We start from the raw sequence: 20358 nt of genomic DNA, 5'->3' as shown, positions 1-20358 counted from the left end.
ACGCCATGGACAGACCCGGTACGCCGGCGGGTCCGCTGCCCCCGGGACCGGCGGGCTCGCGCCTCGACCAGTCGGCCGCCATCGCCGTGACGGACGTCGACGGCCGCGTGACGTCCTGGAGCGCAGGAGCCCAGCGCCTGTTCGGGTACACACCACGGGAGGCGGTCGGCGCGCCGCTGGACGAGCTCGTCGGCGGGGGTCTGCCGCTGCCGGCGGACGGCCGGGCCCGGGTCGTGCCGCTGCTGGACGGCGAGCGCTGGGCGGGCTTCCTGTTCCTGGCCCTGCCCGCGGACGAGCCGGAGCAGGCGCCCCCTGACCTCGGCCCGTACGCGGACGCCACCCTCATGCGGTGGATGTTCGAGCAGAACCCCGACGCCCTGGTGGTCTTCGACGACGACGCCCGGGTGCTGCGCGTCAACCCGGGCCTGGAACGGGCCACCGGCCGCTCCGAGGCGGAACTGCGCGGGCTGCGGCTGACCGAGTTCCTGCACGGTCCGGCCTACGAGGAGAACGAGCAGCGCATCCGGAAGGTCGCCGCGACCGGCGTGGCCGACTACATGGAGCACTACGCGTCGCGGGTGCCCGGCGAGACCAGGGCGCACGTGTGGGGCGTGGACATCTACCCGCTGAAGGACGCCGGCGGACGGGTGCGCGCCGTGGGCCTGGTCGCCTTCGACCACACCCAGGAGACCGAGTCCCGGGAACTGCTGGCGCTGCTCGCCGAGGCCAGGACCCGGATCGGGGCGAGCCTGGAGGTGGAGGGCACGGCACGGGAACTGGCGGAGGTCATCGTGCCCCGGCTCGCCGACTTCGTCAGCGTCGACCTGCTGGACGAGGTGTTCCGGGGCGAGCAGCCCCCGGCCGTGCTGTCGGGTCCGGTCGCGCTGCGCCGGGCGGCGCACCGGTCCGTCCCCGAGACGGTGCTCTCGCCCGGCGGCATGCACCTGCACCCCGTCACCTCACCCATCACCGAGTGCATGGTCACCGGCCGGCCCGTGATGCGCTCCTTCGCCGACCCCGCGATCACCGAGTGGCTGGAGCAGGACCCGCCGCGCGCCGCACTGGTCCGCAAGTACGGGGCGCACTCGCTCATCGCGGCGCCGGTGCGGGCCCGTGGCGCGACGCTCGGCGCGGTCACCCTGGTCCGCCACGGCGGCAGCCCGGAACGGTTCCGCACGAGCCATCTGACGATCACCGACGACCTGGTCACCCGGGCCGCGGTCTACGTGGACAACGCCCGGCGCTACGCCCGCGAGCACAGCATCGCCCTCGCCCTGCAGCACAGCCTGCTCCCGCAGGGCCCGCCCCGGCTGAGCGCCGTGGAGGCCGCCGCCCGCTACCTGCCGGCCGGCGGCGAGGCGGGCGGCGACTGGTTCGACGTGATCCCGCTGCCCGGCGCGCGGGTGGGCCTGGTCGTGGGCGACGTCGTCGGGCACGGCATCAGCGCCTCGGCGACCATGAGCGGGCTGCGGACGGCCGTGCGGACCCTCGCCGACATCGACCTGCCGCCGGAGGAGCTGCTCACCCACCTGGACGACATCGTGACCCACGCCGCGTCCGAGCGGGAGACGGAGGAGTGCCCGGTGAACACCGAGGCCCGCGAGGCCATCGGCGACATCCCCGGCGACGTGGGCGCCACCTGCCTGTACGCGGTCTACGACCCGGTCTCCCGGGTGTGCTCCCTGGCCCGCGCCGGCCACCCCGCCCCCCTGCTGGCGCTCCCGGACGGCACCGTGACCGTGGTCGACCTGCCCGCCGGGCCGCCGCTGGGCCTCGGCAGCCTGCCGTTCGAGGCGGCCGAGATCGCCGTCCCCGAGGGCGGGGTGCTCGCCCTGTTCACCAACGGCCTGCTGACTTCCCGCGGCCGCGACGTCGACCAGCGCCTGGAGCAGCTGCGCCGGGCGCTCGCCGCCCCCGCCGGCTCCCTGGAGGACCTGTGCGACCGGGTCCTGGCGGCGATGCGCGGCGGCGAGGCGATCGGCGAACGGCGGATCGACGACATCGCCCTCCTGGTGGCCCGTACCCGGGCCCTGGACGGGAACCACGTCGCCTCCTGGGACCTGTCGGGCGACCCCGCCCACGTGGCGGAGGCCCGGCGGCGGGTGAGCGAGCGGCTGGCCTCGTGGGGCCTGGACGACGTGGTGTTCACCACCGAACTGGTGGTGAGCGAGCTGGTCACCAACGCCATCCGGTACGGCGGACCGCCCATCCAGCTGCGGCTGATCCGCGATCACCGCTCCCTGATCTGCGAGGTCTCGGACGGCAGCGGAACCACCCCGCACATGCGGCGGGCCCGGCTGTCCGACGAGGGCGGCCGGGGTCTGCTGCTGGTCGCCCAGCTCACCGACCGCTGGGGCACGCGCCACACTCCCGCCGGAAAGACCCTCTGGGCCGAGCAGTCCCTCGCGTCGGCCTGATCCCCGGAGACCTCACCACCTGCCTGACGTATCGTCACTTACCTTTGCGGCGGCCTCACCAGGCCGCCGTGCTCGCGCGGCCGGCCCCCCGACCAGGTGATCTTGTGAACCGGGGGTGTTCCGTCGGAGACTCGAACTCGGCGTCCCCGCCCGCCGATTCACCCCGCACCGACGGAGGAACAGCAGTGAGCACCCTCAACAAGGGCGTCAGCAAGGTCGAGGTCCGTCTCAAATGGGACCCCAGCCCGCTCGGCACCCCCGCCCACGACCTCGACATCGTCGCCGCCACCTACCTCGCCAAGTCCCCGCACGGCGATCCGGCCTACCTCGTGCACTTCGACAGCCGCTCGCCGGACGGCACGATCACGCTCAACCGCGACAGCAAGAACGGCAAGGGCCTGGGCGACGACGAGGTCATGACCCTCGAATTCGACCGGCTCTCACCGGCGTTCGGCCGCGTCGTCGTCGGCATAGCCATCCAGCAGCACGACGGCCGGATCACCTTCGGCGACGTCGCGGGCACCCGCGTGCGGGTCGTCGAGGGCTACGCCGACCTCGCGGCGTCCGACTTCTCCGAGGTCGCGGGCTCCACCGCCGCGGCACTCGGCGAGTTCGTCCGGGCCGGCTCGGGCGAGTGGCACTTCCACCCGGCCGTCCGCGGCTACGACACCGACCCCGGCTCGTTCGCCCGGGAGATGGGCGCGCCCTGAACCCCGGCCCCGCACGCACGCGAAGGCCCGCCGCGCCGGCGGGCCTTCGTGTTCGGACAGACCGTCAGACGACGCCCTGCGCGGTCATCGCCTCGGCCACCCGCAGGAACCCCTCGATGTTGGCGCCCAGCACGTAGTCGTCCCCGCTGCCGCCGTACGTCTCGGCGGTGGCACGGCACTCGGCGTGCACGGACTGCATGACGGAGGCCAGCCGGGCCTCGGTCTGCGCGAAGGTCCACACGTCACGGGAGGCGTTCTGCTGCATCTCCAGCGCGGAGGTCGCCACACCGCCGGCGTTGGCGGCCTTGCCCGGCCCGAAGAGCACCCCGGCCTCGCGGAAGGTCTCGATCGCCTCGGGCGTGCACGGCATGTTCGCGCCCTCGGCGACGGCCACGACCCCGTTCTTGACCAGCGCGCCGGCGTCCTGCCCGGCCAGTTCGTTCTGCGTCGCGCACGGCAGGGCCACGTCGCAGGGCACCTCGAAGACCGAACCGCGCTCCGACCAGCGCGCCTTCGGCTTCGCCTCCGCGTAGGAGGAGAGCCGGCCGCGGCGCACCTCCTTGACCTCCTTCAGCAACTCCAGGTCGATGCCGTCCTCGTCGACGACGTAGCCCGAGGAGTCCGAGCAGGCCACCACCGTGCCGCCGAGGGCGCGCACCTTCTCGATCGCGTACACCGCGACGTTGCCCGAACCCGAGACGACCACCTTGCGGCCCTCGAAGCCCTGGCCGCGGGTCGCCAGCATCTCCTTGGCGAAGAACACCGCGCCGTACCCGGTGGCCTCGGTGCGCGCGTGGGAACCGCCCCAGCCGATGCCCTTGCCCGTGAGGACGCCCGCCTCGAAACGGTTGGTGATCCGCTTGTACTGGCCGAAGAGGTAGCCGATCTCCCGGCCACCGACGCCGATGTCCCCGGCGGGGACGTCGGTGTGCTCGCCGAGGTGACGGTAGAGCTCGGTCATGAACGACTGGCAGAAACGCATGATCTCGCCCTCGGAGCGGCCCTTGGGGTCGAAGTCCGAGCCGCCCTTGCCGCCGCCGATCGCCAGGCCGGTGAGCGCGTTCTTGAAGATCTGCTCGAAGCCCAGGAACTTCACGATGCCCAGATTGACACTGGGGTGGAAGCGCAGGCCCCCCTTGTACGGCCCGAGGGCGCTGCTGAACTCCACCCGGAAGCCCCGGTTGACCTGCGGCCGGCCCTGGTCATCCACCCACGGCACACGGAAGATCACCTGCCGTTCCGGCTCGCACACCCGCTCCGCGATCCGCGCCTCCAGGTACTCCGGGTGCGCCTGAAGTGCCGGCGCCAGCGAGTGCAGCACCTCCCCCACCGCCTGGTGGAACTCGGGCTCACCGGCATTGCGCCGGCAGACCTCCGCGTAGACGGCCTCGATGTGTGCACTGACGTTCATGCGCGCCTTCTCTCGTCTGGACTCCCGGACGCGCCCGCTCGTGCGGCGCGCGACCGGCCGTTGCCGTGACAACGAGTACGGACCGAGGAAAGCCATGTGTCAGCGGAGGGACAGCGCGCACGGCGCGCTGTCCCTCCGGGTGTCAGAGCGTGACCAGGCGGACGGCCGCCAACAGGGTGAGCACGACCGTGACCCGCTCGAAGACCTTCGGGCTGATACGGCTGATCGTCGCCCGGCCGGCCGCGGCACCGGCGAGGACGGCCGGGGCGGTGAGCGCGCCGAAGGCCAGCGTCGCGGGCGTGATCAGGCCGAGCCCGACGCTGAACGGCACCTTGAAGGCGTTGAGCAGCAGGAAGAACCAGGCGCTGGTGCCGAGGAACCCCAGCATCGGCAGCCCGACGGCCAGGAAGTACAGCGCCATGATCGGTCCCGCCGCGTTCGCCGTCATCGTGGCGAACCCGGCCAGCACCCCGGCCCCCGCGGCGACGGCCCGGTGGTGCACCAACCGGTCGTCCGGGCCACGCCGCCGGCTCCACCAGTGCACCGCGAGCATCAGCAGGAGCAGCGCCCCGATCAGCTCCCGCATCCGGGCGTCGTCCACCCGGCGCACCACCGCCGCTCCCAGCAGGACGCCCACCACCACCCACGGGAACAGCCGGACCAGCCGGCCCCAGTCGGCATGCCGCCGGTACGACGCCACCGCCACCACGTCGCCTACCAGCAGCAGCGGCAGCAGCACTCCGGTCGACAGCTTCGCCGGCAGCACGAGGGCGAACAGCGCCACCCCCACCGTCCCCGCCCCGGACACCCCGGTCTTGGAGTAGCCGACGAGGAAGAGCGCGAGCAGGGCCACCGCCCACTGGGCGGTATCCAGGGACGGCATCAGCGCCGCCGGGTCGGTATCCGGGTCATCCGGCCTTCTTATCCGCCCGCCCCTTCGCCCCTCCGGGCGGGGTCCCGTCCGGTTCCTGTCCGGGCCTTGTCCGGTTCCTGTCCGGGCCTTGTCCGGTTCCTGCCCGAGCCCCGTCCCCGGGGCCACCCGCAGGACGCTTCCGCTTCACCCGGGCGCGACACCATCTGAAGATGTTGTGAAACGTTGTGACCAGCCGGTAGCTTGCGGAGCGCCGGATTCCGGCATCAAAAGGCGCGAAATCCCGGTGAGTTACCGGGCCCGCACCCGGTCCGCAGAGGGTGACCGACGCCTCGCCGTCCACATCGAGGAATCGATGCCGGCACCAACGAAGCGTGTGATTGAATGCTCGACATGCCGCTGATCGATCGACTTCGACGGGTCGTCATGACAACGATGTCGGGTTCGGCGGGCACAACTGAACTCCGGTGCGCACCTCCCCCGTTCACGTCGGCGCACCCATATCCGGGCGGAATCCGCCCGGCCGGTGGCGCCGACGATGCGGGCGTGACCGAACGCGGCACGGGATCACCGATCGGACACCTGACGGTCCCCGCGCCGTGCGTGCTGCGCATCACACAGCAGTAGAAGCAGTATCGGAAGGAATGCCTTGCACAAGCGAACAAGGAAGCGCCTGCTTCCGGCCGTCGTCGCCGGCGGAGCTCTGGCCGTGGGTGCCTTCACGCTCCTGCCCTCGACCGCCCTGGCGGGCCAGTCCGGCCCGGCCCCGCACCAGTCGGCCACCCAGGCGGACTTCGAAGCGGCCGCGGCCGAGTACCACGTGCCGGTCTCCGTGCTCCTCGGCGTGGCCCGCCAGGAGTCCGGGCTCCAGTCCCACTCCGGTTACAGCAACAACGCCGGGTGGGGATTCATGAACCTCACCGACGCCACTCCGGAGATGCTGCGAAAGGGCCCCTCGGGCATCACCGGCGACTCGGAGCTCACCTCCGCGACCAAGCACCCCGAGCTGCACACCCTGCTCACCGCCGCGAAGCTCACCGGCATCCCCGCCGACGACCTGCGCCACAACCGGCGGGACAACCTCCGCGGCGGCGCCGCCCTGCTGGCTTCCTACCAGAAGCAGTTGACCGGCCAGACCTCGGACAACGCCTCCGACTGGGCCGGGGCGGTCGCCAAGTACAGCCAGATGCCGAACGAGAGGGCCGCGCAGTCCTTCGTCTCGGACGTCTTCGCCTCGATCCGCTCCGGCGTCCGGCAGACCACGTCGGACGGTCAGCAGGTCACCGTGCAGGCCGACCCGTCCGCCACCCCGGCCACCGGGCAGCTGGCCGAGCTCAAGCTGGCCAAGACCGATCCGAACACGCCGGCCGAGTGCCCCAAGTCGATGGACTGCCAGTTCGTCCAGGCGTCGTCCACGGGTGTCCAGGTCTCCAACCGGCCCGCCAACGGCATCAAGATCACACAGATCGTGCTGCACACCACGGAGGGCTCCTACGACGCGGCCATCCGGACCTTCCAGGGACCGAACGCCGCCGCCGCGCACTACGTGATGCGCTCCTCCGACGGCGCGGTCACCCAGATGGTGTCGGACAAGGACGTCGCCTTCGGTGACGGCAACTACGACAGCAACCTGCACGCGATCCAGATCGAGCACGAGGGCTTCTCCGCCTTCGGCGCGCAGTGGTACACCGACGTCGCCTACCAGCAGACGGCCAAGCTGGTGAAGTACCTGGCGGACCGGTACGACATCCCCCTGGACCGCCAGCACATCCTGGCCCACGACAACGTGCCCGGCGGCAAGACCGCCGACCTGGCCGGCATGCACTGGGACCAGGGCAACGAGTGGGACTGGACCCGCTTCATGAAGAAGATCGGCGCCCCGTTCGACGACGGGACGAGCGGCGTCGGCCCGGTCGGCAGCGTGGTGACCATCGCGCCCACCTTCAACAAGAACCTGCAGACGTTCACCGTCTGCCCGGCCGACGACCCCACGGGCAGCACCCCGGTGTGCACCCCGAAGACGGTCCCGGCGAGCTCGCTCTTCGTCCACCAGGGCCCCAGCGAGGACTCCCCGCTCGTCCTGGACGCGAACGTGCACCCGACCGCGACGAGCGGCACCGACGACGTCAGCGACTGGAGCACCACGGTCCAGGCCGGCCAGCAGTTCGTCGTCGCCGACCAGCAGGGCGACTGGACGGCCATCTGGTTCGACGGCCAGAAGGGCTGGATCTCCAACCCCGAGGGCAAGAACACCATCCCGACCACGGGTGTGAAGATCCTCACCGCGGCCGGCACCACGACCGCGCCGGTCTACGGCACGGCCTTCCCCGACCCGTCCGAGGTCCCGGCCGGCTGGGGCCCCGACGCGCAGAACCCGATCACGGCGCCCAACTACGGCATCCCGGTGGGCCAGGCCTACGTGGCGGACCAGCCCCCGGTCAACGGCCAGGACTTCTTCCCGAGCCGGCAGGGCGTCGTCACCGGCGCCAAGCAGTACTACACGGTGCAGTTCAACCACCGCTACGTGTACGTGAACGCGGCCGACGTCACCGTCACCACGGCCTGACCCGGGCCGCGACGATCGCCGGGACACCCCCGCGCGAGCGCTGAACCACCGCTGCAGCAGGGCTCCTCGGTACCGCGGCCGGCCACACGCCGCCCGCCGGCCGAGGGGCCCTGACGCCTGCCTCCCGCGTACACGGCCACGGTTCGCGGGTTCGGAGGATGAGCGGCAAGGCCCGGAGGAGCGGAGGCAACGGGTCGAGCGCCGCGGGGGACCTGTTCAAGACCTTCACACCTTCGCCGCCCGACCGCGTGGCGCCCCCGTGCATCGACCACGTAGTCTATTTGCATCGTCAAGCAGTTCAGCCGTGACGCCTGGCGTCACGGGCGCCCTCGCGAGGGGCGGACGGCCCGCACGGCAATGTGGCGGATGCGGGGACCGGATGTCCTGAGCTGCGACGACGGCCCTCCGGAGCCAGCGGCACCGGCCGGGTCACGCGCGTTGCAGTGGGTTTGGCTGTAGATGACCGGTCGGTTACCGTATCGCCGGTCGAGGCCCCCGGCAAGCGCGGTCCCCGGTGGCGGCCCGGCCCGCGGAGTGCCCGACGACCTCTCCAGTTCTGAGCTCCCGTAAAGGATCAGCACCTTGCACAGAAGGAAGACGCGGCGGCGGTTGACGCTCGCGATCACGATGGGCGCGGTGGCCGCGAGCGGCCTGGCCGTTCTGCCGGTCAACGCGCTGGCCGACACGACGAGCGGCACCACGACCACCGCGGACACGGCCCGGCAGCAGGACTTCGCCTCGGCCGCCGCGGAGTACCACGTCCCGCCGAGCGTCCTGCTCGGCCTGGCGTACCAGGAGTCGGCCTGGGAGTCGCACGGCGCGCAGGCCAGCGCGGACGGCGGCTACGGGCCCATGCACCTCACCGACGTGACCCCGGCCATGATGGCCGACGACGGCGCGGGCGCCGTCGGGCGCAGCGACCTGAAGTCGATGGCCGCGAACCCGGCGTTGCACACCCTGCAGGCCGCCGCAAAGCTGACCGGCCTGTCCGAGGACGCGCTGCGCACGGACCCCGCGGCGAACATCCGCGGTGGCGCGGCCCTGCTGGCCTCGTACGAGAAGCAGGTGACCGGCGGCGCACCGGCGGACGCCGCCCAGTGGTACGGCGCGGTCGCCCGCTACAGCCAGTCGCCGCAGAAGCGGGACGCGGCGGGCTTCGCCGACCGCGTCTTCGCCACCATCCGCGGCGGCGCCGGCGTCACCACCAAGGACGGCCAGCGGGTCCGGCTCAACGCCGCCCCCTCGGTGCGCCCCGCCACCGCCCAGGTGGACCGGCTGCACCTGAAGGCATCGGCGACCACCGCCACCGAGTGCCCGCCGGCCGTGCCGTGCACCTTCGTGCCCGGCTCCCCGGCCGGCATGCAGGTGTCGAACCGCCCCGCCAACGGCATCAAGATCGACACCATCGTCATCCACGACCTGGAGGGCACGTACGACTCCGGCGTGGCCGGTCTCGCCAACCCGTCGAACGGCGTGTCGACCCACTACGTCATGCGGTCCTCGGACGGCGCGGTGACGCAGATGGTGGCCACGAAGGACATCGCGTTCCAGGCGGGCAACTACTCCTCGAACCTGCACTCGATCGGCATCGAGCACGAGGGCTTCGCCGCGCAGGGCGCCACCTGGTACACCGAGGCGCAGTACGAGTCCACCGCCTACCTCGTGCAGTACCTGGCCCACCGGTTCGACATACCGCTGGACCGCGAGCACATCGTGGGTCACGACAACGTCGCCGGCGGAAGCCCGTCCGGTATCCGCGCTCAGCACTGGGACCCGGGACCGAGCTGGGACTGGGACCACTTCATGCGCCTGCTCGGCGCGCCGCTCAGCGGCCTGCGCGGCACCGCGCCCGTGGGCTCGGTCGTGACCATCGACCCCGTCTTCGACACCAACCTGCAGACCGTCCGGGTGTGCCCGATCGACGACCCGACCGGCGCGACGACCGCGTGCACGGACCGGCAGCAGGCGTCGAACTTCGTCTTCCTGCGCACCGCGCCGGACGCGTCCGCCCCGCTCTTCGGTGACCAGGCGATCCACGGCACCGCCCCGGGCACCGACGAGATCAGCGACTGGGGCAGCACGGCGCAGACCGGCCAGCAGTTCGTCGTCGCCGACGAGCAGGGCGACTGGACGGCGATCTGGTTCAGCGGCGCGAAGGTGTGGTTCTACAACCCGGGCGGCCAGAACACCAAGCAGGCCTACGGCGTGAAGATCATCTCCGCCGCGGGCAGCACTCCGGTCGACGTCTACGGGTCGAGCTACCCGGACGCGTCGGAGTACCCGACCGGCCTGGGCGCCTCGACGCAGGTCCCGCTGGGCGTGTACACCCTGCCGGCCGGCCAGGCCTACGTGGCCACGCAGCCGCCGAACGCCACGGTGGACTTCTTCAAGTCCAGCGGGACGGTCGTCACCGGCGCGAAGACGCAGTACACGATCCAGTACAACCACCGTGTGGCACTGGTGTACTCGGGCGACGTGACGGCGACTCCCGTGACCAAGCACTGGGAGGACGGCAGCGCGAAGCGCTGACGCGCTGACGCGCGGGCCCGCACACGGGCGACCGTGAGCGCGCGTCAGCGCGAGGTGGCCCGGCCGGGGCGGTGAACCCCGGCCGGGCCACCGGCGTGTCCGGGGTGCGGGGTTCTGGGGGTGGGCCCGGATGCTGCTGGACCACGAACCGGTCACGAGAATGAAGAAGGGCCGGATGGACGAGATCGTCCGGGAGGGCGCACGACGGATGCTCGCCGGCGCTCTGGAGGCAGAGGTCAAGGCCTACATCACCGAGTTGGCCGATGAGCGGGACGAGTGGGGCCGTCGGCTGGTGGTCCGCAACGGCCACCACCAGCCGCGGAAAATCACCACGGCGGCCGGTGTGGTCGAGGTGAAGGCGCCGCGGGTCAACGACAAGCGCGTCGATGAGGCCACCGGCGAGCGGAAGCGCTTCTCCTCGGCGATTCTGCCCCCGTGGGCCAGGAGGTCACCGAAGATCGCCGAGGTGCTGCCGCTGCTCTACCTGCACGGCCTGTCTTCGGGCGACTTCGTGCCCGCGCTGGAGCAGTTCCTCGGCTCGACGGCTGGGCTGTCGCCAGCCACCGTCACCCGGCTTACCGAGCAGTGGCGAGCCGGCCACACCACGTTCCAGGAGCGCGACCTGTCCACCACCGACTACGTGTATGTGTGGGCCGATGGCGTTCACCTGCGGATACGCCTGGAGGAAACAAAGGCCGCCGTCCTGGTGATGATCGGCGTGCGTGCCGACGGCACCAAAGAACGGGTCTGATGCAGTTTCGGGTGACAGGTTGACCTGCCCCACAGTTTGGGTTCCAGCTGCGGTGGCTAACTGGCGGCGGGGACGGTGTCTTGTGCGGAGAGTAGCTCGTACTCGATCGGGGTGCGGTAGCCCAGTGCTGAATGTCGTCTCTGGCGGTTGTAGAAGATCTCGATGAACTCGAAGATCGCGTTGGCCAGTTCGATCCGGGTCTTCCAGCGCTTGCGGTTGAGCAGCTCGATCTGCATGGAGGACCAGAACGACTCCATCATCGCGTTGTCCAGGCCGTCTCCGACGGTGCCGAATGACGGTAGGAGGCCGGCGGAGCGGATCCGTTCGCCGAAGACCCAGGAGGTGAACTGGGTGCCGTGATCGGCGTGAACGATCCCGCCCGGCTCGGGGCGGCGGTTGCGGATGGCCATGTCCAGCGCGTTGACCACGAGGGTGGAGTCCTGCCGTGAGTCGATGGACCAGCCCACGATCCTGCGGCTGAACGCATCCAGAACTGCCGCGCAGTACACCCACCCTTCCCTGGTGCGGTGCTGCGTGATGTCGGTGACCCACAGCTCGTCGGGACGCAAGCGATGGAACTTGCGATTGACGAGGTCCTCGGCAGTGACGATGCCACGCAGCCGCTTGATGCGCACCGGTCCGGGCAGGCCGTGGATCCCGGCTTGTGTCATGAGCACCGACACGGTCCTGGTGCAGACCCGGATGCCCATGCCCAAGGTGAGCTCGGCGTGGATGCGGCGGTAGCCGTAAGTGCCGCGGGAAGCGACGTGAACCTCTCGGATCAGCCCGGTCAGCCAGTCTCGCCGTAGCTGCCGTGGCGTGGTCGGTGTGCGCTTGTGCTTGTAATAGTTCTGCCGGGCGACACCAAGGATCCGGCAGCACCTGTTGACCGGTGCCCCGGCATCGACGAGTCGGTCGATCACCGGGTAGAGCCTTTTGGGGCCGGCTTGTCCTCACCGAGGAACTTCGCCGTCTGCCGGACGATCGCCAGCTCGGTTTCCAGCTCATGGATCCGCCGGCGAGCGGCCCGCAACTCAGCGGACTCGCTCGACGGCGTTCCCGGTCGCCGCCCGTTGTCGATGTCGTCTTGCCGCAACCACTTCGACAACGTGACGGGATGGATGCCGAGCTCCACCGTCGTCTGTTTGGCCTGCTTGCCGGCGCGGATGAGCGCGATGGCGCGCGCCCGGAACTCCGGAGGATAGGGACGAGGCATGACTGCCAGCCTTCCGTGAAGGACTGTCAGTTAGCCACCAAAACTGGAACCTGAGAGGTGGGGCAGGTCAAGATGTCACCCGATCGTGCGGCAGACCCCACATGCCTGGCGCAGGTGGCCGCGACACTCGAAACCGCTGCTGTTGAGTTGCTGGAGGTTGCGATGCCGATCGACATGGAAGAAGCGACCGGGTTCGAGAAGAACCCCGGGCCGCCGTTAGGCGTCGTGCCAGCCGGAAGTGCGTCCGCCCCGCCAGACAGCTTCGATAGCCACGATGTACCGGCCGGAAGGCGCGGTGAACTTATAATTATTGCAGTCGTTTCCTGCGCCATCCCCGTCGGCGAGGTCCATGATCTGGCCGTTGTCGAGCTTGAAGCGGCCGTAGACACCCACACCGTCGGCCTCCTTGTCGCACACCCACCCGGTCTTGTGGTCGCTGAAGACGCGGGTTTGCCCGAGCCACGTTTGATTCCACTGGCCCGCTGAGTAGACGTTGGCGTCATGCTGATGGGCCGCTGCGGGTGTTGCGAGAGCCAGCGTGCTGGCCATCGCGGCAGCGGCGGCGACCAAGACCGGAGTGATTTTCCTCAACGCGATCCCCCCTGATGAAACTTCGCGGCGCCCACGATCAAGTGGCGTGAGCCGAGATGTTGCCATGGACACAACAGAGCGTCAACGGCAAGGACTGAACATCAATCTCGGGGCAGGTCCACGGTTGAGGGGGACGAACCCGGGCCGCTCACTCCGGTGGCGGCGCCCCCGCGTCGGGGTGGCCGAGTGTCGGAGAGTTAGTGTTGACGTGCGGGCTTCATTCACCCCCCCCCGGGTGGAACCTGCCGAGGCCTCCGCTCACCCCCCCGAGCGGAGCCCTCCTTGCTGCGCAGCAGAAGGCCCCCACCGCCTGCCAAAGATCGGTGGGGGCCCGTTGCCGTCCGCCCCGTGGTGCTTGCCGTCGAGCGGCCGGCAGTCTCAGGAGGGTGCGGTCCAGCGGGGTGCCGGGGCCCGGCTGACGCAGGCGGCCGAGTCGGCGCAGACGACGCCCATGCCGCCCGGGCCGGAGCCGGTCTCGACCATGAACGGGACGAAGTCGGTGGTGGACTTCTGGCAGCGGGCGCAGGTGCGCGGGGTGCTCTTCTCGGCGGCGGTCATCGCTCGCCGTCCCGGGCTTCGGTGAACACGACCCACAGGCCGGTCGCCACGGTGCAGCGCGCGGCTCCGTGGCCGCAGTCGACGCAGCCCTGCGAGTGCTCAAGGTAGAGGCGGTGCGCGCGGCGTGCACGGCCCTCAAAGGCGTTGAGTCCGGCGGCTACGCGCGGGCTGTGCTGGACGGTACCGTGAGCCATGTCGGCTCCCTCCGGGTCGACCGTGCCCCGGGCCGTCGCCACGGCTGCGGGGCTTCCTTCTGCCCAGCGTAGAACAGGTCTGATGGGTCTGATAGGGGTGATGAGTAGACCCATAGTGATCATCTAGCCGAGTAGGGGCACCGCGCCCATCCTGATGAGATGGACTGGAAGCCCGAGATCCCCAGGTGGCGGCAGGTGTACGAAGCGATGGAGGAGCGCATCGCAAACGGTACGTACCCGCCGGGCTCCCGGCTTCCGGGGATGCTCGACATTGCAGCCGAGTGGGGTATCGGGGCGGTGACCGCGCGCCGTGTCCTGCAGGAGCTGCGTGCCGCCGGCCTCGCCGTGATGCACCCGGGGCTGGGCACGTTCGTGACCGAGCTGCCCAAGTCACAGAATTGAGCCCTTCCCCAGCCAGACACCGGGGCTCTAACGTGCACCCGTGAAGATCTCCTTGAGGGTCCTAGTCGCCCTGGGTCTCACCAGCACTGGCGTCCGCGTTATCGTCTCGGCCGTCATGGACTCTGACGGCGGTGGCCTCGTCTACATCGCACTTGGTGCCTGCGTGCTGTACGCAGCCTGGATGCATTGGCGAGTCGTCCTCCGCTCCATGCGTGCGCGAAGCGAGAAGCCCTGACCCCGGACGCACAAAAGCGCCCCCGCCGTCCCCAATGACAGCGGGGGCGCTGCGTGCCGCTACGCCACGCGAACTAGTTCATCTCGATCTTCCGCCAGGTGTTGTAGTCGCTTTGGTAAGTGACGTACACGTGATCATTAGGCTGCTCATCGGCCGTGAGGGCCCAGTCCGTCGTGTCCAGGATGTAGGTGTAGGTCGAAGTGCCGACCTTCCAGTGCCTGCTCGTCCAGTCCTCGCATGTGCCGGACTTGACGTCGTCGCTGAGGGCATGGCCACCGTTGACCAGACAGTCCCCCGTCCACCTGTTTTTCAACAGTCTGTAGTCCGAGTTCCAGGAGCTGTTGATCCAGGACCACTGCTGGGCCGTGCCTCCAGAACAGTCGGCCATGCGGATGACGCCGGTTGAATACTCCGTCAGGCACCGTCCGGTGCCATCGGTGAACGACCAGTAGATCGCCGCAGCCGAGGCCGTCTGGACGCTGGTGGTCATGGATCCGAGCGTGGCCAGCGCCAGGCCGGCAACCGCGAGGATGCGCTTACGCATACGGAAGTTCTCCCCATTGATCTTGAGAGTGATCGGGGAGTCAGACTGGCTTGGGCGATCAAACAGTGGGGTGTCGCAGAAGCAACGGAACCCTGAATGCCGGGTTGCGAGCGGAACTTCGTCGGTACACAACGACACCAGACCCACAAAGTTGGCAGACCCCCCGAACGCACGAAAGCGCTCCCGCCGTCCCGAAGGACAGCGGGGGCGCAGGCGTCTCGGCTACTTCCGGCCGAACTTCACGTACTCGGTGTCCAGCAGCGCGGTGTGCGTTGCCGCGGTGGCAATGAGGAGCACCAGAAAGAACCCGGGGATCGGGCTTTCGTTCCCAGGGCCGGCAATGGCGTCGACCGACAGACCGATGGCGATGGCCACCACCGTCGCCGCACCGTAGACGACCGGCACGATGGGCCGCACGACACCCTTCACGGTCGCGATGACGAACGGAAGCGCGGCAAGTAGCCCCATCGAAATCACCGGCACGAGCACCCAGATCACCTTCGCCTTCGTGTCGGCGAACATACGCGGGCGCTCCGCCACGATGGGCGCATTCAGGTACGGGTTACCGCTTGGCTGCATGTGTCCCCCAATGAGGCCGTTGGTCGGCCTAGGTTGCCGGACGGCGGGACGACAGCACGACAACAACCACACGTCGTGACCCAACGGTTACGCGACTGCGCCCCGCCACCCGTGAGGACATCTGGGGTCTTCACCGGATCGCGCGCCGGGGCAGGCCGCTCGCGCCAGGATGGCTGCATGACGCAACCTCGCTTCCACCCCGGTGACGGACGACCTCGGTACGTAGGTCCCGCCACGGTGGTCTTTCCTGACGGCCGTGAAGTCTCCGTTACGGCCTCGCTCGTGCTGCGGCTGGACCCGGCCACCGTGGAGAACTTCAGCTACGACCGCCACAGCACCTGGGCTGGCAGTGTCGCGCTGACAGACAGAGAGACGGGCGTGGACCTCTTCGACGCGGAGCCCGGCACATTGCGCATGCCCGACGGGCGCCAAGGTGAGTTCATGGCCACGGGAGGTCCAGCCTGGGAGGTTGGCTGCTCCGGCCTGGGGCCAGCGCCCTTTGGCCCGCATTGAGCTCGCCCGCTGGAAAGACGGCGGGGTGCGCAGGCTAAGAGGTCGCGCGGATAGGCGTGGTTGGGGGCCCGGCAGCAAAAACGGGCACAGGTCCCGGTGATCATAGAGTTGCGACGCTCTGTGATCACGAGGGAGACCTGTGCCCGTGCTGCCGTCATGGCTCACCGAACCGCTCTGGGAGCAATTCGTGGCGCTGCTGCCCGAGCGGCCCGAGTTCCACCCGGACCATCCACTCGGCTGCCACCGCCGACGCATCAGTGACCGGATCATCTTCGACAAGATGCTGCAACTGCTGCGCTTCGGCTGTTCTTACGAGGCGATCGCCGACACGACCTGCTCAGCCACCGCGATCCGCAGCCGTCGCGACGAGTGGATACGACTCGGCATCTTCGCCCAGTTCAAGCAGATCGCGCTGGACTCCTACGACCGGATCGTGGGCCTCGTCCTCGACCAGATCGCCGGGGACGGCTCCATCACCAAGGCTCCCGGAGGCGGCGAGGTGGCCGGTCGCTCACCGGTCGACCGCGGCAAACGGGGCTTGAAACGTTCGGGTATGACGGACGGGTACGGCATTCCACTGGGTCGTGTCCTGGCCGACGCCAACCGCCACGACTCCCCGTTGCTCGCCCAGACCCTGGACCGTCTGGACGACCTGGGGCCGTTACCCGACGACATCACCGTGCACCTGGACGCCGGCTACGACTCGGACAAGACCCGCGCGCTGCTCAGCGAACGCGGCCTGCACGGACGCATCGCGCTCAAGGGGGAAAAAGCGCCCATCCAGGCCAGTCGGCGTTGGCATGTCGAACGCACCCACGCCTGGCAGAACGCCTTCTACCGGCTCGCCCGCTGCTACGAACGGCGTACCACCGTTATCGACGCATTCTTCGACCTCGCCGACACGATCATCACCGTGCGGAGTCTGATCCGGAAGGCATGGACGACTCACCGCTGGGACCAACGCCCGAACCGCTGGCCATGACCGCACCCCCATCCGTGCGACCTCTAAGTCACTGGTATTGAGGCTAATGCTGCCGTGTCAGTGGTCGGTGCTACGTTCCTGCATGCGCTGCCAAGAAGATCATGTACAGGCCTTCTGGTCCGATTTGACCGGTACCTGACATTCAGTCAGCTACCCAATCCGGCAGGACTGGGGCCGATCCAATGAAGGAGAAGTTCGATGCGTAGAAGCGTGCTGGGTCGCGGCCTGGCCCGTACTGTGGCTGCCCTCACGGCAACCCTGGCCCTTGCGGTGACAGCAGCCCCGCTGACGAGTACGGCGCAGGCCGCCGAGGCGGTGACGGGAACGCTCAGCTTCAGCGGCGATCCCGGCGAGTACGTCACCGGCGGCCAGTCCTACAGCTACACCCCTGATACGACGCAGATGTTCGATGTCCAGGGGGCGACCGACGAGTCCGGCCTGAGCGCCACCGTCGTCTCGCCTGAGGGTGAGCGCTGGTTCCTGGACATGGCAGCCCCTTCCGGCGAGAAGCTGGCCCCCGGTGTCACCTACACCAACACATCCAACTGGCCCAACGCTCAGCCGGGAGACCCCCAGCTGGAGTTCAGCGGCGACCGCGACTGCCAGAACGGCACCGGCTCCTTCACCATCTCCAGCATCTCCTACGGCCCCTACGGCTACATCCGTGCGGTCGACGCCACCTTCGAGCGGTACTGCAGCGGCTCCACGCTTCCCGTGCGAGGTGAGCTCCACGCGCAGATGCCCGACCCAGCGCCGGAACTCGCTGTCAGTATGACGCTGAACACCACGGGCACGGTCAACACCCACACCGGCGTGATTACCGTCGGCGGCTCCGTGACCTGCAACAAGTCGGCCCCCGTCACCCTCAACACCAGCGCCTACCAGATACAGAAGACCGGGACCCCGAGCGGCTCGTACGAGAACCTGACCTTCACATGCGAGCCCGGGTCCCCGGTCCCGTGGACCGCCTCATTCCCCAGCAACCTCGACCCCACCGCCTCCTTCAAGCCCGGCGCCGCTGTTCTCCGGGGCATCGGCTCGGCGCGCGACAATGACTACCCGGCGACCGTCAACCTCCCCTTCCCGGACACCGACATCACTCTCGTTAAGTCTTGACCTCGACGCGGGCCTGGCTGCGCCTAGCAGCCGGGCCCGCCTGACGCTGACTGATGCGTCGGCGGTGGCAGCCGAGTGGATGGTCCGGGTGGAACTCGGGCCGCTCGGGCAGCAGCGCCACGAATTGCTCCCAGAGCGGTTCGGTGAGCCATGACGGCAGCACGGGCACAGGTCTCCCTCGTGATCACAGAGCGTCGCAACTCTATGATCACCGGGACCTGTGCCCGTTTTTGCTGCCGGGCCCCCAACCACGCCTATCCGCGCGACCTCTAAGCGGTCGGGCACGGTGGCTGGCACGCGCAGCAGCGCCCGCCCCCGGAGATGGGAGCGGGCGCCATGACTGGCCCGAGGACTGATCAGGTCCTCACCTTGCCCTGACCCAGCAGTGCCTGGACGTCGCCACCATTCCGCCGGCGAATCACGCCAGCCAGCGGGTTGATGAGCTGCTCCGCCACGACCCTGCCGTCCAGCGTGATCGTGTTATGGATGACAATCGGCTGCCCGCCTCCCGCTCCGGCCATCTGCCGCGACTGCCCGGCCGGGTAGACCGTTGACCCGGACGGGATGCGGACCAGCTCCGGGCCTTGCTCCCCGACCCACGTCAGGCCGCCGCGCGGCCCGCCCGAGGCAGCGCCGATGACGCCCCCGCTGGCCTTGCCCTTGACGCCCAACGACTTCTTGAGCTGCCTGGCGAACGCCTCGGCAGCCTTGGCCATGGTCGATTCGAGCTTGTCCTGCTTCGCCTGCAGCCCCTTCACGAGTCCGTTGGCCGCGGCGATCCCGGCCCCGTACATCGCGTCCGAGGTCGCCTTCCCGGCCGCCGACGCAGAGCCCTTCAACTGCGACTCCAGGGAGTTGATCTCCTTGATGTCGCCCGCGGACGCGCCCATGAGCGCGCGCGCCGTTCCGAGCCCTCCGCCGCCGAGCCCCGCCTGCGCGATCTCGCTGAGGCTCTGCGCGTTCAGGCCGCGCTTCTTGAGTGCGGCCAACGCCGCAGCGAACTCCTTCGCCTCGCCCGCGGTTCCGCTGAGTCCGGACTTGATGCCGCCCACCGTGACCAGCCCGCCGGCCTGCGCCATGCCCGTGAGGTTGCCGGAGCCGAGGATGCCGGACGAAACCGAGCTGGCCATCTGGGCGGCCGCGTCCTTCAGGCTGGCCAGCTTGTCCTTGGCCTTGTCCAACGCCGTGTTGACGCTGGTCAACGCCTTCTCCTGCTTGATCAGGGAAGCCGCCGTAGAGTCCAGACCCCTGAGCAGCCGCGACTCGGTGAGCCCAGAGGTGGCCGCCTTGATCAAGCTGCGCCACTTTCCGAGCGCGCCCACCAGGTCGCCGAGTGAGTCGGCGCCGCCCAGCTGGTTCGCGACGCTGGTGTTCTTGTAGCCGGCCATCCGCCCGAAGTGGCTGAGGGTCAACTGCGCCGTGGCATCCGAGCGCGCCTGCTTCATCGCGTCCGTGAGGCCGCCCTTGGCGAAGTGCTGGACCGTGCCGGAGTTGATCGCCTCCAGTAGTCCCCGATTGCGCTTGGTCGCCGCGGCGTTCACCACGAACTCGCCGTTCGACAGCATCGCCGGAATGCTGTCCGAGGTGGCCGAGCCCGGCCCGGAGATCGCGCCGCCGCCGGCGTGGCCAGGCACCCGGCCGGACGCCACGGCGCCGATGTTGACGTACGCGTTCGCCACGAACCGGCCGGCGATGGCGCCGATCGAGGAGTAGAACGATGTCGTGTCGGCCTTCACCACGACGCTCTTGGCACCCACCTTGGCCGCGCGGACGGCGCTGACCGCCTGGTCGTAGGGCGTCTTGTCCGCGCTCAGCTTGCCCTTCTTGTTGAGGTTGGTCCGCGTCAGCGCCTCTCCCGCCGCGGCCAGGCCCCGCTCGAACTCCGAGGTCTGCAGCCCCAGCCGCTGGCCCCTGAGCTTGGGCACGGCGTTGTCGCTGAACTCGGTGATCTTCCGTCCGGCCTCGTCCATGCTCTGCGAGACGCCGCCCTTGAAGTCCTCGAAGTCCTTCAGCGCAGCGAACGCCTTGTCGCCGATGCCGGGGATCGGGGCCATGGCGACGGCGAAGCCCTTGACCACGACCTCGGCCATGTTCAGCGCGGCATCGGTGACCGACCGGAACGCGTTGAACATGGTCCAGGGGGATCCGCCGTGGTCCATCAACGCAGGTCAAC

General features: G+C 69.5%; 15 protein-coding genes and 3 pseudogenes. 8 read left to right on the top strand and 10 right to left on the bottom strand.

Annotated features, from left to right (window positions below; genetic code table 11):
- Positions 1-5 precede the first annotated feature (5 nt).
- Positions 6-2417, top strand: coding sequence for a SpoIIE family protein phosphatase (locus PV364_RS14615; protein ID WP_319660343.1), 2412 nt, complete (start codon positions 6-8; stop codon positions 2415-2417).
- Between the two features lie 185 nt (positions 2418-2602).
- On the top strand, positions 2603-3127 hold the full coding sequence (locus PV364_RS14610; RefSeq protein WP_319660342.1) for a TerD family protein: 525 nt from the start codon (positions 2603-2605) through the stop codon (positions 3125-3127).
- A 64-nt stretch (positions 3128-3191) separates the two neighbouring features.
- On the opposite strand, the gene gdhA is transcribed toward PV364_RS14610, so the two are convergent.
- Both gdhA and PV364_RS14600 read right to left on the bottom strand, forming a co-directional pair.
- On the bottom strand, positions 3192-4538 hold the full coding sequence (gene gdhA, locus PV364_RS14605; RefSeq protein ID WP_319660341.1) for an NADP-specific glutamate dehydrogenase: 1347 nt from the start codon (positions 4536-4538) through the stop codon (positions 3192-3194).
- Positions 4539-4680: 142 nt separating this feature from the next.
- The gene (locus PV364_RS14600; RefSeq protein ID WP_319660340.1) at positions 4681-5421 is read right to left on the bottom strand and encodes a sulfite exporter TauE/SafE family protein; all 741 of its coding nucleotides are present in this window, start codon (positions 5419-5421) and stop codon (positions 4681-4683) included.
- A gap of 637 nt (positions 5422-6058) precedes the next feature.
- On the opposite strand from PV364_RS14600, the gene PV364_RS14595 reads away from it, so the two are divergent.
- The 3 genes and pseudogenes from PV364_RS14595 to PV364_RS14585 form a co-directional block, all read left to right on the top strand.
- A complete protein-coding gene (locus tag PV364_RS14595; protein ID WP_319660339.1) occupies positions 6059-7975 on the top strand; it encodes an N-acetylmuramoyl-L-alanine amidase in 1917 nt (638 codons plus the stop codon).
- Positions 7976-8557: 582 nt separating this feature from the next.
- Positions 8558-10504, top strand: coding sequence for an N-acetylmuramoyl-L-alanine amidase (locus PV364_RS14590; RefSeq protein ID WP_415924552.1), 1947 nt, complete (start codon positions 8558-8560; stop codon positions 10502-10504).
- A gap of 130 nt (positions 10505-10634) precedes the next feature.
- A pseudogene (locus PV364_RS14585) lies at positions 10635-11252 on the top strand (transposase); the annotation flags it as partial.
- A 59-nt stretch (positions 11253-11311) separates the two neighbouring features.
- Here the strand turns inward: PV364_RS14585 and PV364_RS14580 are convergent.
- The 4 genes and pseudogenes from PV364_RS14580 to PV364_RS14565 all read right to left on the bottom strand — a co-directional run bounded on the left by PV364_RS14580 (position 11312) and on the right by PV364_RS14565 (position 13814).
- Positions 11312-12471 (bottom strand): annotated as a pseudogene (locus PV364_RS14580) (IS3 family transposase).
- A 216-nt stretch (positions 12472-12687) separates the two neighbouring features.
- Entirely contained in the window at positions 12688-13020 is a 333-nt protein-coding gene (locus PV364_RS14575; protein ID WP_319660338.1) for a hypothetical protein, read from the bottom strand.
- 420 nt (positions 13021-13440) lie between these two features.
- Positions 13441-13620, bottom strand: a complete 180-nt coding sequence (locus PV364_RS14570) for a hypothetical protein (protein ID WP_319660337.1) — start codon at positions 13618-13620, stop codon at positions 13441-13443.
- Positions 13617-13814, bottom strand: coding sequence for a hypothetical protein (locus PV364_RS14565; RefSeq protein ID WP_319660336.1), 198 nt, complete (start codon positions 13812-13814; stop codon positions 13617-13619). Before PV364_RS14565 ends, PV364_RS14570 begins: the two co-directional genes overlap by 4 nt.
- 159 nt (positions 13815-13973) lie before the next feature.
- On the opposite strand from PV364_RS14565, the gene PV364_RS14560 reads away from it, so the two are divergent.
- Positions 13974-14216 carry a winged helix-turn-helix domain-containing protein gene (locus tag PV364_RS14560; protein ID WP_319660335.1) on the top strand — a complete coding sequence of 81 codons (243 nt, stop codon included), beginning with the start codon at positions 13974-13976 and terminating at the stop codon, positions 14214-14216.
- A gap of 308 nt (positions 14217-14524) precedes the next feature.
- On the opposite strand, the gene PV364_RS14555 is transcribed toward PV364_RS14560, so the two are convergent.
- Both PV364_RS14555 and PV364_RS14550 read right to left on the bottom strand, forming a co-directional pair.
- Positions 14525-14995 (bottom strand): hypothetical protein, encoded by a 471-nt coding sequence (locus tag PV364_RS14555; protein WP_319660334.1) that lies wholly within the window; start codon positions 14993-14995, stop codon positions 14525-14527.
- A 222-nt stretch (positions 14996-15217) separates the two neighbouring features.
- Entirely contained in the window at positions 15218-15517 is a 300-nt protein-coding gene (locus tag PV364_RS14550) for a hypothetical protein (protein WP_319660333.1), read from the bottom strand.
- A 709-nt stretch (positions 15518-16226) separates the two neighbouring features.
- On the opposite strand from PV364_RS14550, the gene PV364_RS14545 reads away from it, so the two are divergent.
- Complete coding sequence (locus tag PV364_RS14545; RefSeq protein ID WP_319660332.1) at positions 16227-17069, top strand: IS5 family transposase; 843 nt, start codon at positions 16227-16229, stop codon at positions 17067-17069.
- 198 nt (positions 17070-17267) lie between these two features.
- Entirely contained in the window at positions 17268-18185 is a 918-nt protein-coding gene (locus tag PV364_RS14540; RefSeq protein ID WP_319660331.1) for a hypothetical protein, read from the top strand.
- A gap of 43 nt (positions 18186-18228) precedes the next feature.
- Here PV364_RS14540 and PV364_RS14535 read toward each other — a convergent pair.
- Positions 18229-18354, bottom strand: a pseudogene (locus tag PV364_RS14535) (IS5/IS1182 family transposase); the annotation flags it as partial.
- Between the two features lie 187 nt (positions 18355-18541).
- Complete coding sequence (locus PV364_RS14530) at positions 18542-20344, bottom strand: hypothetical protein (RefSeq protein WP_319660330.1); 1803 nt, start codon at positions 20342-20344, stop codon at positions 18542-18544.
- Positions 20345-20358 lie beyond the last annotated feature (14 nt).

It is taken from the genome of Streptomyces sp. MI02-7b, assembly GCF_033793585.1.
Taxonomy (GTDB): domain Bacteria; phylum Actinomycetota; class Actinomycetes; order Streptomycetales; family Streptomycetaceae; genus Actinacidiphila.
Note: the sequence above shows the minus strand (reverse complement) of the source record. Positions and strands in the feature narration are given on the sequence as shown.